Source organism: Serratia marcescens subsp. marcescens ATCC 13880 (assembly GCF_017299535.1).
GTDB lineage: Bacteria > Pseudomonadota > Gammaproteobacteria > Enterobacterales > Enterobacteriaceae > Serratia > Serratia marcescens.
In genome coordinates, this window is sequence record NZ_CP071238.1 from 4,563,953 (window position 1) to 4,577,028 (window position 13,076).

9 protein-coding genes are annotated in these 13,076 nt (G+C 61.4%); 1 reads left to right on the top strand and 8 read right to left on the bottom strand.

What is annotated here, in order from left to right; all coding sequences use genetic code 11:
- Positions 1–4 precede the first annotated feature (4 nt).
- The 8 genes from nit1 to csrD all read right to left on the bottom strand — a co-directional run bounded on the left by nit1 (position 5) and on the right by csrD (position 11,852).
- Entirely contained in the window at positions 5–865 is an 861-nt protein-coding gene (gene nit1 / locus J0F90_RS21850; protein ID WP_033639289.1) for a deaminated glutathione amidase, read from the bottom strand.
- Positions 862–4,665 carry an AsmA2 domain-containing protein YhdP gene (gene yhdP / locus J0F90_RS21855; protein ID WP_033639288.1) on the bottom strand — a complete coding sequence of 1,268 codons (3,804 nt, stop codon included), beginning with the start codon at positions 4,663–4,665 and terminating at the stop codon, positions 862–864. The genes nit1 and yhdP overlap by 4 nt, the downstream gene beginning before the upstream one ends.
- Positions 4,666–4,753: 88 nt before the next feature.
- Complete coding sequence (gene rng / locus J0F90_RS21860; protein ID WP_016930237.1) at positions 4,754–6,223, bottom strand: ribonuclease G; 1,470 nt, start codon at positions 6,221–6,223, stop codon at positions 4,754–4,756.
- 38 nt (positions 6,224–6,261) lie between these two features.
- Positions 6,262–6,846 (bottom strand): Maf family protein, encoded by a 585-nt coding sequence (locus J0F90_RS21865; RefSeq protein WP_004936921.1) that lies wholly within the window; start codon positions 6,844–6,846, stop codon positions 6,262–6,264.
- Between the two features lie 10 nt (positions 6,847–6,856).
- On the bottom strand, positions 6,857–7,345 hold the full coding sequence (gene mreD / locus J0F90_RS21870) for a rod shape-determining protein MreD (protein ID WP_004936918.1): 489 nt from the start codon (positions 7,343–7,345) through the stop codon (positions 6,857–6,859).
- Entirely contained in the window at positions 7,342–8,367 is a 1,026-nt protein-coding gene (mreC, locus tag J0F90_RS21875) for a rod shape-determining protein MreC (protein ID WP_028127540.1), read from the bottom strand. Before mreC ends, mreD begins: the two co-directional genes overlap by 4 nt.
- A gap of 94 nt (positions 8,368–8,461) precedes the next feature.
- Entirely contained in the window at positions 8,462–9,505 is a 1,044-nt protein-coding gene (mreB, locus tag J0F90_RS21880) for a rod shape-determining protein MreB (RefSeq protein ID WP_003855260.1), read from the bottom strand.
- Positions 9,506–9,917: 412 nt separating this feature from the next.
- Positions 9,918–11,852, bottom strand: a complete 1,935-nt coding sequence (gene csrD, locus J0F90_RS21885) for an RNase E specificity factor CsrD (protein ID WP_033639287.1) — start codon at positions 11,850–11,852, stop codon at positions 9,918–9,920.
- 203 nt (positions 11,853–12,055) lie between these two features.
- On the opposite strand from csrD, the gene acuI reads away from it, so the two are divergent.
- Positions 12,056–13,033 carry an acrylyl-CoA reductase (NADPH) gene (gene acuI, locus J0F90_RS21890; protein ID WP_016930239.1) on the top strand — a complete coding sequence of 326 codons (978 nt, stop codon included), beginning with the start codon at positions 12,056–12,058 and terminating at the stop codon, positions 13,031–13,033.
- Positions 13,034–13,076 lie beyond the last annotated feature (43 nt).

A 13,076-nucleotide genomic window follows, 5' to 3' on the forward strand; every position in this document is an offset into this window, starting at 1 on the left:
GGTTTCACTCTTGATTGGAGGATAGCTTGTCAGACGGCGCCGTCAGCGACGTCTGGAATCGGTTGTGCTGCAGCACCGGCATCTGCGCACGAATATTTTTCAGGCTTGCGGCGTCCACACGCACCTTCAGTGCCGCCACGGCGTCCGCGTTCTCGGCCAGCACCTTGCCCCAGCCGTCGACAGCCATCGAGTGGCCCCAGGTGCGGCGGGTCGGCCCGTGGCGCCCCACCTGCGCCGGCGCCAGGATCATGCACTGGTTTTCGATCGCCCGGGCGCGCAGCAGGATTTCCCAATGCGCCTCGCCGGTCACCCGGGTAAAGGCCGCCGGCACCGAAATCAGTTCGGCGCCCTGCGCCCGCAGCGCCTGGAACAGCGCAGGGAAGCGCAGATCGTAACATATGGTCATGCCCAAACGCCCGACCGGCGTATCCACCACCGTCAGGTGCTGCCCGTGCTGGTAGGTATCCGACTCGCGGTAATGGCCGTGCGCATCGTTGATGTCCACATCGAACATGTGCAGCTTGTCGTAGCGGGCGCGGATCTCGCCCTGTTCGTCGAACAACAGGCTGCTGGTGGTGATAAGTTCCGGGTTTTCACGGCTGATCAAGGGCATCGAGCCCACCAGCAACCACACGCCATAGCGGCGCGCCAGCTCGCGCACCGCGTTCTGCAGCGGGCCATCGCCCTGTTTTTCCGCCTGTTGGCGGTAGGCCGCGGAGTTGGCGAACAGCAGCGCGTTCTCCGGCGTCATGACCAGTTTTACCCCGGCATTGAGCTGCTTGATCTGCTGTTCAATCTGGGCCAGGTTATCGCGCACCTGATCGCCACTGCACAACTGCAACAACGCAACGTTAGCATTCCTCATGACGCCTTATCCTCCTTTGCCTTACGAAGTACCTCATTGATCTTCGGCTGGTCGAGATCGCCGCCGATATGGTAGCGAATCAGCGAAATCTTGCTCCACAGCGGCCCCAGCACCTGCGAGGCGGCAAATACCGCCGCGCCGACGATCGGGTTGACGACAAACGCCGTGGCCACGCCGACGGTCGCCGAAATCGCCGGCGCCACCACCGCCTCCATATCGATGCGGCGGCGCGCCAGATCGATCTGGCCGCTCATGGCGATATCCGCCGCCAGGCCGTCGATCAATAGATTATCTGTATGCATTATGCCATCTTTCAGCCAGGCGGTACTGCGGATGGAATCAAAGTAGAAGCCTTTGCCGAAGGTATCGCTGAAATCGAACTGCAGCTTGCGCAGCAGGGCGTCGAAACTGACCAGCCGCAGCAGCTGACCGGCACGGCCACCGCCCATACTGTCGATCTCGCCCTTGCCCATCTTGACCTGCAGCGCGCCGCTCAACGTATTCACCTGCGGCTGCCACGGCGCGCCGTGCCAGTACAGATCGAAGTCCACGTCGTAAGGCGCCCCTTTCAGCGGGATAGTGATGCCGAAGAAGGCGGCGGTTTCATCGATCTTGCCGCCGAGCAGCTTGCCTTTCAGCGAGCTGCGCTCTTCCTGCGCGTTTTGTTTCCACAGGCCGGTGGCGCTCATGCGCCCTTTGCCGGTATCGACCAGGCCGTGATCCAGCGTCAGGGTATCTCCCCGATTGGTCAGATCCGCCTCGACCCTGCCGAGGTTCTGCCCCAGCACCCAGCACGACTTGCAGCGCAGCATCAGCGAAGGCCAGTCGCGGAAAGAAAGTTTCTCGGTCGACGGCGCCGCCGCGCCCGCCGCGTTTTTCGTCTCAGCGAACTGTGGGTTGTAATACAGGTAGTTGATATCGGCGCGCCACGGCCCGCGATCGGCCACCCGCAGGCTGCCGTCCACTTCGTCGCTCTTGGCGCTCACCAGGGTAGCGCCAAGCTGTTTTTCGGCCGACAGCGTCAGCTTATGCCAGGCCTGGCCGCCCAACAGCAGCTGCGGCGTGGTCAGCGCCACGGTGGTGGGGAAGCTGAAACCGCCCACCTGACCGCTGCCGCCGCCCTGTTTCAGCGCCGGCGCCAGCAGCGCCAGCCATTGCTCGCCGTCCAGCGCCGGCAGGTTCAGCGTCATCGATTTGCCGGCCGGCAGCGGCGGGGTGCCGCCACCGTTGGTTTGCCAGGCGGCGCGCGCCAGATTCACCTGTTTTTTGTCGAAGTTCCATTCACTGTTGAAGCGGTTCTGCTTGCCCGCGCTGCCGGTCAACATGAAGCCGTTCAAACCGCCTTTGACCTTGACGTTCACCGGCAGCGCTTCGCCCGGCGCCTTGTCCAGCGGTGAAGGTAAGTGACTGCTCACTTTCTTCAGGTCTGCGTCAAGGCCGATATCGTAGCTGGCCGAACCTTGGTGCGGCAGCGTGATGGCCACCTGGCTCTGCCAGGGCGCGCTGCCGCTGAGCGCATCGGCGGCCTCTTTCGGCAGGCCGGGGAACTTGCCCGGCTGCCAGTCTCCTTTCAGGCCGACGTTGACCTTGTAGTCACGCTCGCCTTCCTGCGTAGTGAAGTTGACCGCCACCGGTTGCCCGAACCAGTTGGCCGACAGGGTGTCGCTCTCCAGATTGCCATTGTCGAAGCGGAACTTGCCGCTGAGCTTCTGCAGCTCGCTTTCCAGCGGTTTTATCAGCAACGAATTGTTGTTCAGCGCCACTTCGCCGGTGGCTCTGACCTGCTCGCCGTCCAGGGGGATATCAAGATGTAAGCGCCCACTGACATCACCGCCAATCTGCAGCTGCTCCAGCGCCGCCCCCAGCGAATCGTGCAACGGTGTCTGCATGAAGTAATCATGTACGTCGCTGCCCGCACCCGCGACGTCGGCGTCGATCAACAACCGCTCTTTCAGGTAATCCGGGATCACCGCGCTGATATTTTTGCCCGCCACCTTGCCCAACCGGGTTTGCGGCGCATGCATCCACAGCCCCTCGTTGGCGAAATCGAGATCGATCGCCAAATCGGTCAGCGCCGGCCAGCCCGGTTGGAACTGGAAGGTGGCGTGACGCAGCGGCACGAAGACTTCGAACTGCCCTTCGTTTTTGCGGTACGGGAAATGCTGCGGATCGCCGGAATAAATCAGCGTGGCGTTATCCACCTGGCCGCCCTGAATGGCGCCGCCCAGGTAGTCCACCAGATGCTTGCCCATCAACGGCTCCGGGAAATAGCGCCAGGCGTCGGCGCCGTCATACAGGCGGATGCCCGCCAGAATGTTCAGCCACGGCTCGCCCTTGGCCGGCTGCTGATAACGGAAATCACCGTTGACCCACAGCGACTTCGCCTTGACGTCCAGCCCCTGGCTCGCCAGCTCCCAACCTTGGTCGTTGTAACGCCAGGTCAGCGCGCCGCGCGCGCTGCTGATTTCAAGCGGCGCGCGGAACATGTCGCCGTAAGGCAGGGTGCTGTCAGTGAGCCCCAGCGTCAGGCGGCCGTTCTCCACCCCGCCGCTCAACGCGCCGGAGAAGTGGTTGACGCCCGGCAGCAGTTCCCAACGCTGCCAGCTGACATCGCGCCACAGCGCCTGAAAACGGCTCTTTTCCGGCTGCTTGAGCGGGATGTCCAGCGCCAGCGCTGCCACCTGCCCCTGCGGCTGCAGATCGTTCCAGCGCTCGAGCGCGTCCGGACTGAGGAACGAGAAGGTCGGCAGCAGCGCCGACAGGCGCTCCAGTTGAAGGTGAGTCGCGCGCACCCGCAGCTCTTCATTCTGCGCCGGCCCCATGAATTCGGTGTTTTCCGGCAGCCACAGCGCGGAAAGCGCGCCCTGCGGCCAGGCCTGGCCGTCGGTGCTCAACCGCAGCTGCGGCACGTCGAGCTGCCAACCGGTGCCCTGGCGGCGCAACGACAGCGCCAGATTGTCCACGTCCAGCCGGTGCTGCGCGGCGCCGGTATTCCAGTTGGCCGCCCCCTGCTTGAGCAACGCATGGCCGCCGGCGATTTCGCCGTTCTGCACCTGCAGCCAGGCCGCCAGGCTGAAGTCGGCGCTTTCCAGCCCGGTATTGGCGCGCAGCCAGCGGGTAAACCAGGGTTTCATGTCGATGTTATCGGCCTGCAGATAGACCGTGCCGGTGTCCAGCAGGCCCTGATTATCGCGCAGGTCCATGCGCAGCTGCACCACGCCGTGTTGGCCGTTCAGCGTCGACAGGCTGATCTGCCCCTCGGCGCGGTGGCGATCGCGGCCATTGAGCCAGGTCAGTTGGGGAATGTCGAATTCGGCGCGCGCGCCGGCAGGTGTCAGGAACGAGATACGGCTGTCGCGCAGATCGAAATGGTCGAGCTGGCGCAGCATCAGATCGCTGATTTTACCGGGCTCAAGGCCGTCGCCCTCACGATCGCCGCCCAGCGTGGCGTTCAGATCGAGGCGGAATTGATAGAAGGTCAGATCGCGGAACTGCCAGCGCCAATGCAGCAGCGATTGCCACACGTCCAGCGCCAGCGTCACGCGTTCGATATGCACATCGCTTTTGGGCAGCGTAACGCTCAGGTTGCGCACTTCAAGCTGTGGGCCGAAGGTTTCCCAACTGCCCTGCAGGAAATCCATCTGCACAGGCACACCGGATAGCTTCTCCACCTGCGCCAGCAGTTGGGGACGATAGTCGTTCAGCTTCGGCAGCATCAGGCGCAGCCCGCTGATCAGCAGCGCCACAATCACGATTAGGGTGGCGCCTGTTGCTAACAGAATCCCAGGCAGTCGCCTCACGCAGTTCTCCTTGCTCCGCTGCCTGGCAACGGGAATATCTATGCACTGACGGGCCCGGCGTGCCGGGCCCCTACCGATGTCGGGCGGGCTACATCATGACGACGTCGAACTGCTCCTGGCTGTACAACGGTTCGATCTGCACCTTCACCTGTTTGCCGACGAAGATCTCCACTTCGGCCAGCGCATGCGACTCTTCGCTCTTCAGCGCTTCGCCGACCGCCGCGGAGGCGTACACCAGGAAGCGATCGGAATCGTAAGCATGGTGCACGCGCACAATCTCGCGCAGGATCTCGTAGCACACGGTTTCCACCGTTTTCACGGTGCCGCGCCCATTGCAAGTAGGACAATCGTGACAGAGCACATGTTCAATGCTTTCACGCGTGCGTTTACGCGTCATTTCAACTAAGCCTAGCTGAGAGAAGCCGTTGATCGTGGTTTTTACCCGATCTTTACTCAACGCCTGCTCCAGCGAGTGCAGCACCCGGCGGCGATGCTCTTCGTTGTTCATATCGATAAAGTCGATGATGATGATGCCGCCCAGGTTGCGCAGCCGCAGCTGGCGCGCGATGGCCTGCGTCGCCTCGATGTTGGTATTGAAAATGGTTTCGTCGAGGTTGCGGTGGCCGACGAAGGCGCCGGTGTTGATGTCAACCGTGGTCATCGCCTCGGTCTGATCGATGATCAGATAGCCGCCGGACTTCAGCTCCACCTTGCGCTCCAGCGCGCGCTGGATCTCGTTTTCCACATCGTACAGATCGAAAATCGGCTGGCTGCCGGTATAGAGCTCGAGCTTGTTGGTGATGTCCGGAATGTACTCGCCGGTGAACTCCACCAGCAGATCGTGCGTCAGCCGCGAATCGACGCGAATGCGATCCAGCGCCGCGCCGGCGAAATCGCGCAAAATGCGCTGCGCCAACGCCAGCTCGCCGTACAGCTTGTATTTGGTCTGGTTGCGCTTCTTGCGCTCCATCACCTTGGTCCACAGGCGTTTGAGGAATGCGGCGTCCTGCGCCAGCTCTTCCTCGCCGATGCCTTCCGCCGCGGTGCGGATGATAAAACCGCCCAGCTCGTCGCAGTGCGGCGCCACGATCGCCTTCAGGCGCTCGCGCTCGGCTTCGCTTTCGATGCGCTGCGACACGCCGACGTGCGCCGCGCCCGGCATGAAGACCAGATAACGCGAAGGCAGCGTGATATCGGTGGTCAAACGCGCGCCCTTGGTGCCAAGCGGATCTTTCACCACCTGCACCATCAGGTCTTGCCCCTGGCGCACCAGCTCGGCGATGTCGCGCACGTGGAAGTTTTTCCGCTCGTCGCCGGCGACGCATTCGGTATGCGGCATGATGTCGGAGGCGTGCAGGAAGGCGGCCTTGTCCAGGCCGATGTCGACGAACGCCGCCTGCATGCCCGGCAGGACGCGGCTGACGCGCCCTTTATAAATATTGCCGACGATGCCGCGTTTGGATTCGCGTTCGATATGGATCTCTTGCAGAATGCCGCCATCGATATAGGCGACCCGCGTTTCAGACGGTGTGATATTAACCAGTAGCTCAGCTGTCATGCCTTCTCCTCAGAGCCGGTCGATAATGGCAGCGCCCATCAACCGGTTCTTACATCACGTAATGCGACAAAATTACTGAGCAGCTCATGTGTTTCGACCAGCGGCAGACCAACCACTGCGTGATAACTCCCGGTTATCGTTCTGACGAAACAACCACCCTTTCCTTGAATTCCATAGGCGCCCGCCTTATCCATCGGTTCGCCCGTAGCAATATAGTCGCGGATATCCTGTTGTGACAGGCTGCGGAACGTCACGTCGGTCACCACCAGTTGGCAACGCACGTCGTGGCGATCGGCGATCGCCACTGCCGTCATCACCTGATGCTGCTTGCCGGACAGGGCCGCCAGCATGTCCGCCGCATGGGCTTCGTCGCGCGGCTTCTCCAGCACCCGGCCGTTGAGCACCACGATGGTGTCGGCGCCCAGCACCGGCCGATCTTCCTGCGCCAGCGCCACGCCCGCTTTGGCCTTGTCCTGCGCCAGGCGGCGCACATAGGCCTCCGCGGCTTCGCCTTCCCGGCGCTGCTCTTCGGTATGCGTCAGCAGAATGTCGAACGACACGCCCAGCAGGGTCAGCAGTTCACGTCGACGTGGGGAGCCGGAGGCCAGATAAAGCGAAGTCATTGATATACCCTTACTGTACGGCGAACTGACGGCGGATTTTGCGCATCAACAGGAATAACCACGGCCACAAAATGCCGTTTACCACACTACTCCAGAACACCTCTGGGCGGAAAGAGACGTTGATCACTAAAAACTCAGCCCAGAACACCACCACATCCATCGACAGCGACAGCAGCACGACGATAAGCGCCTGTTGCCACAGCGCCATATTGCGGAACAGTTGGAATTTGAACGCCACCAGATAGGCGATGATGCCCAGCGCCAGCGCGCGCACGCCCAGCGTGGAACCGAGGATCAGATCCATGATCAGCCCCAGCACGAAGCCGGTGCCGACGTTGACCCGGTGCGGCAAGGCCATCACCCAGTAGATCAGGATCAACACCAGCCAGGAAGGCCGGAACATGTAGATCTGTTCCGGCCACGGCATGATTTGCAGCACCAACGCCACCAGGAACGACAGCCAGATTATCCAGCGCCCGTGGCTGCGGTAGCTGTTCATTGCACCACCCCCGCCGCCGCGGGCTGAACCTGAGGCTGAGCAGAGGCCGGAGCCGTGGTTTGCGGCGCCACCCCGGTGGCCGGAGCCGGCAGTTGCGGCCCGACGGAACCGGCAGGCGGCAGCACCTGCGGCATCATCTGCATCAGGCGTTCATTGGCCACGCGGTGCACTTCGTCCGGCGGCAGCGGCATGTCGCCGTTGCGATCGGCGCCCCACAGCAGCAACAGGTAACGCAAGCGCTGCAGACCGGCGGTCGGCCGCGCCTGAATCACAGTGTAAGCGCGCTGGTTGTCGACCTTGACCGAGGAGACCACCGCCACCGGATAGCCTTCCGGGAAGCGGCCGCCGAGACCGGAGGTGACCAGCACGTCGCCAACGCGGATATCGGTGTTGTTCGGCAGATGCTCCAGTTGCAGATCGTCGGCGCAGCCGCTGCCTGCGGCGATCACCCGAATATCGTTGCGCAGCACCTGGATCGGCAGCGCATGCGAGGCGTCGCAGATCAGCAGCACGCGGCTGGTGACTTTCGCCACCGCCACCACCTGACCGACCACGCCCTTGTCGCTGATGACCGGCTGGCCTTCATAGACGCCGTTGTCCGACCCTTTGTCGATCACCACCTGATCGCTATACGGATCGGAACCGGTGGAGATCACCTGGGTGACCATCTTGTGTTCGTCCTGACGCAGCGGAGAACCCAGCAGCTCGCGCAAGCGGGCGTTTTCCTGCTTGAATTGGCCAAGAAGAAGAATATCGCTGTTTTTCAGCAGCAGTTCCTGCCGCAGAGCGCGGTTTTCCAGCTCCAGCTGTTGGCGGGTGGCCAGCGTCTCTGACACGCTGTCCAAAACTTTACGTGGCCCGTTGGCCAGAAAATAGAAAGGGCTGACTGCGGTGTCCATGTAGTTGCGTATCTTCACGAACGTGCCGAGCCGGCTGTCGGCAACGATCAGGCCAATGGCCGCAATCACCGCCAAAAAAAGTCGCAGTTGCAGGGAAGGCCCCCTGCTAAAAATCGGCTTCATAAATTATGCGAGTTCCTCGACAACAGAAAGAGGAACCGTACCCGATTCTCGCTGTGCGCATTCATCCGATACGATTCCTCCTTCCAGGGGCTGACTATTCTTCGCTGAACAAATCGCCGCCGTGCATGTCGATCATTTCCAACGCCTTGCCGCCGCCGCGCGCCACGCAGGTCAGCGGATCTTCCGCCACTACGACCGGGATGCCGGTTTCTTCCATCAGCAGGCGATCGAGGTTGCGCAGCAGCGCGCCGCCGCCGGTCAATACCATGCCGCGTTCGGAAATGTCGGAGGCCAATTCTGGCGGGCACTGCTCCAGCGCCACCATCACCGCGCTGACGATGCCGGTCAGCGGCTCTTGCAGGGCTTCGAGGATTTCATTGGAGTTCAGAGTAAAGCCGCGCGGTACGCCTTCGGCCAGGTTACGGCCGCGGACTTCGATTTCGCGCACTTCGTCGCCCGGATAGGCAGAACCGATTTCGTGCTTGATGCGCTCGGCGGTGGCTTCGCCGATCAGCGAGCCGTAGTTGCGGCGCACATAATTGATGATCGCTTCATCGAAGCGGTCGCCGCCGATGCGCACGGAAGAGGAGTACACCACGCCGTTCAGCGAGATCACCGCCACTTCAGTGGTACCGCCACCGATATCCACCACCATGGAGCCTGTCGCTTCGGAGACCGGCAGACCTGCGCCGATCGCCGCCGCCATCGGCTCTTCAATCAGAAACACTTCGCGCGCGCCGGCCCCTTGGGCGGATTCGCGGATCGCGCGGCGTTCAACCTGGGTCGCGCCGACCGGCACACAGACCAGCACGCGCGGGCTTGGGCGCATGAAGCTGTTGCTGTGAACCTGTTTGATAAAGTGCTGCAGCATTTTTTCGGTCACGAAGAAGTCGGCGATCACGCCGTCTTTCATCGGGCGAATAGCCGCGATGTTGCCGGGGGTGCGGCCCAGCATCTGTTTGGCGTCATGACCGACGGCCGCAACGCTCTTTGGGGAGCCGGCACGATCCTGACGAATGGCAACCACCGAAGGTTCATTCAGTACGATGCCTTGCCCTTTAACATAAATCAGGGTATTGGCGGTACCCAAGTCGATGGACAAGTCGTTGGAAAACATGCCACGAAATTTCTTAAACATAACGAAAGGATAATCCTGCAAGCTGGGGGCGGAAAATAAAATCCGCCTACTTTACCAACCACACGAAGCAGCGACAAGGCGCAAAAACGTTCTACTTCGGTGAAAAATAGTCTGTATTGTTTCTGCTCGAATGCACGGAAATTGGATGAGGCCTGAATTCCCTGAACAAAGGCTCAGTTTACCACCCTGTCAACGCACGAAACGGCGTAACACAGCTCATAAAATCTAACATATTCCCTGATTGCCGCCGATGGTAAGCACCTACCAACGCCAACCAGATAAAAGCTGACAAGAGCCTATCTCAAATAGGCGTTGTTGTCGCAGGCAGTTTGGAAAAAACTCCAAAAAGACGGTAACGAGGCCCAGATGGATCCGGCCCTCATTCTACGTCAATTTTTGTCCGTCAATCAGCTTAAACGCGATAACGACGTGAATATTTTTTACGCCCCGCGTCGATAGGTTCCGGCGATGCGAAAAAGTCGCCCTGCCCGCCATGGATCCCACGCTCTTTCAGCGTCTGCCATTCGTTGCGCGTGCGTACGCCGGCGGCGAACACCTGAGCGCGCGTGCCCGCGCAGGCGCCGGTCAGGCTCTGCACGAACAGCTGGTTTTCGTCCCGCTTATCGATGCTCCGCACCAGCCCCGGGTGGAGCTTGACGATCTCCACCTGCAGCGACTTGATATAGGACGTACTGACCACGGTTAAACCCGCTTTGGACACCGCGAGACGGCAGCCCAGCCCTGACAGCAGCCTCAGCACCGGACGCAAACGGTCGATATGTTGACACACATCTGCCTCCGCAAGTTCAATCAGAATTCGCCGACGTTGGCTTTTTTCGCATTGCAACAGCGTATCGCGCAGCCAGCGCTGGAAAGAGCGCTGCAAAATCGAGTCCACGCACAGCGGAAACGCCAGCGTTTCCTCGGGCCACTGCGCCAACAAGGGAATGATGCGGCTCACCTGTTGGCGATCGTAACTCTCCGCCAAGCCGAGCTGCTGCACCAGCGGCATATATTCCGCCGGCAGCAATTCCTGGGTGCCGTCATAGATCCGGCTCATGATCTCACGATGGTGCACCTCGCCTTCCACGGTCACCGCCGGTTTCTGATACAGCCGCGGGCCACCGCGCGCCAGCACCTGTTCCAGCAGCGTGCGCCACTTGACGCTGCCGCGCCCCTTTTCCGGCACCTGGCTGTCGTACACATACCACCCGTTTTCGCCCTGCAGCGTAGCGTGGCGCGTCGCCTGCTCCGCATAGTCGATCACCTGCTCGGTGGTTTGACCGCTGCGGTACGCCACGATGCCGATGTGCAGGAAGGCCTCGCGATCGATCAGCGCCGTGGAAGGCAAGGCATCGATGGCGTTGACCAGCTGTGAAGCGATGCCGTCGGCTTCCTTCAGGGTTCGATGCGGCAACAGCACGGTAAAATCGCTGTGGAAGTAGCGCGCCAGCAGCGCCGACGGGTAGCGCATCACGAAGGTAGACAGCAGGTTGACCAGCGAATACATCAGCTCTTGCACCGCCACGCTGCCGTGCGTCTCGCGCAGGGTCTCGAAATCGGGCAGCCGCACCATCATCACGATGCCGTGCGAGCCTTCATCTTCCAGCTGAGTGGTCAATTGGTTATCGAAGAACAGGCGATTATTCAGCCCGGTTTTGGCGTCCTGCGCGGCGAAGGCGCGGATCAGCGTATCGACCCGGCTGCGCTCTTCCCGCGCTTCCGCCAGATCGGCCAGCAGGCGGTCGAGCGCGCCGCTGACGTTGGCCGGCCACTCACGCACGTCGCCCTGCATGACGTTTTCACGCTCGCCGTTCAGAATGCGCCGCGCGCGGCGTTCCAGACGATCTTCGCCATCGGCCTGCTCACGCAGCCAGCGCAGGCTGAACAGCAAAATCACCACCATGACGACGATCGACAGCGTGACGGCGGCGGTGGATTGCAGCGTGCGCACGTCGCTGGCGAAGGGATCGAGGTAGGTGATGTGCAGCGTACTGCCCGGGTGCTGCAACAGAGTTCGCGAGACCTGACGATAGCCGTTCAGCGCATCCCAGGGCTCTTTTTTCAGCGTCGGCAATTTATAGTCGAGCAGTTGGCTGGTCCCGGCCTCTACGCGGATCGACACAATGCCGAGCGGGCGCATGACAATCGGCAACCACTTCTCCTGATCGCGCGGCGATTCATGCAACATGGCTTGATCGAGAGAGGTGGCCAGCGAATCAAAGCGGCGCTCCTGGCGATCCTGGGTAACGTAAAAGAAGCTGTATGAGCATCCCATCAGCATCAAAAACATCGCCAGCGCGACCAACAGAGTGATCAATGCAGAGAGTTTGGTGGTAAATCGCATCCCTGTGCCTTGTCCGCTATGGTTAAGTGAGTGTGCCCCTTTAGCTAAAAGGAGCCGTCCAACCCTAACAAGCCTTGCCGAGGAATAAAACCTGCAAGCGCCGTTTTTGTCCTTTATCAGGACTTGGGCCGCTTATTATGCATATAGTCAAATAAATGTGATTCAGCCATTGATAGAAAAGTGTAAACGAGAGGAAGAGTGACATGCGTGCACTGTTATTGGAACAACAAGACGACCAAACTCTGGCTCATATCAAAGATATCGGCAGCGATCGGTTGCCGGAAGGCGATGTCACCGTCGACATCAACTGGTCCAGCCTAAATTATAAGGATGCGCTGGCGATCACCGGCAAAGGCAAGATCGTGCGCAACTTCCCGATGGTGCCGGGCATCGACTTCGCCGGCACCGTGCGCCACAGCCGCGACGATCGCTTCAAAGAGGGGCAAAGCGTGGTGCTCACCGGCTGGGGCGTGGGCGAACACCACTGGGGCGGCCTGGCCGAGCAGGCGCGCGTCTCCGGTGAGTGGCTGGTGCCGCTGCCGAACGGGCTGGATGAGCGCAAGGCGATGATCATCGGCACCGCCGGCTTTACCGCCATGCTGTGCGTGATGGCGCTGGAGGAAGGCGGCGTGCACCCGGACGACGGCGATATCCTGGTCACCGGCGCCAGCGGCGGCGTGGGCAGCACCGCCATCGCCCTGCTGGCGGCGCTGGGTTACCGGGTGACCGCCATCAGCGGCCGCGACAGCAATACCGAGTACCTGAAAGCGCTCGGCGCCAAAGAGGTGATGTCTCGCGATGGCTATATCGAAACGCCGCGTCCGCTGGAGAAACAACTGTGGGCCGGCGCAGTGGACACCGTCGGCGACAAACTGCTGGCGCGGGTGCTGGCGCAGATGAACTATAACGGCACCGTCGCCGCCTGCGGCCTGGCGGGCGGTTATCAGCTGCCGACCACCGTGATGCCGTTCATTCTGCGCAACGTGCGCCTGCAGGGCGTGGATTCGGTGCATACGCCGCTGCACCGCCGCCAAACCGCCTGGGAACGGCTGGCCGGCATTTTGCCGGACAGCTTCTATCAGCAGGCCACGCATGAAATCGCCCTCGAGCAGGCGCCGGCCACCGCCGCCGCGCTGCTGAACAACCAAATCACCGGCCGCACCCTGGTGAAAATCCGCTGACCTTCTCCCCCCGACAACGGGGGGAGTTCTCCCGCTTCTGCGA

What these genes read in the sequence shown, in the direction of transcription:
- mreD (WP_004936918.1), bottom strand. Translation starts at nt 7,345, where the DNA reads ATGAACAGCTACCGCAGCCACGGGCGCTGGATAATCTGGCTGTCGTTC.
- mreB (WP_003855260.1), bottom strand. Translation starts at nt 9,505, where the DNA reads ATGTTTAAGAAATTTCGTGGCATGTTTTCCAACGACTTGTCCATCGAC.
- mreC (WP_028127540.1), bottom strand. Translation starts at nt 8,367, where the DNA reads ATGAAGCCGATTTTTAGCAGGGGGCCTTCCCTGCAACTGCGACTTTTT.
- acuI (WP_016930239.1), top strand. Translation starts at nt 12,056, where the DNA reads ATGCGTGCACTGTTATTGGAACAACAAGACGACCAAACTCTGGCTCAT.
- J0F90_RS21865 (WP_004936921.1), bottom strand. Translation starts at nt 6,846, where the DNA reads ATGACTTCGCTTTATCTGGCCTCCGGCTCCCCACGTCGACGTGAACTG.
- rng (WP_016930237.1), bottom strand. Translation starts at nt 6,223, where the DNA reads ATGACAGCTGAGCTACTGGTTAATATCACACCGTCTGAAACGCGGGTC.
- csrD (WP_033639287.1), bottom strand. Translation starts at nt 11,852, where the DNA reads ATGCGATTTACCACCAAACTCTCTGCATTGATCACTCTGTTGGTCGCG.
- nit1 (WP_033639289.1), bottom strand. Translation starts at nt 865, where the DNA reads ATGAGGAATGCTAACGTTGCGTTGTTGCAGTTGTGCAGTGGCGATCAG.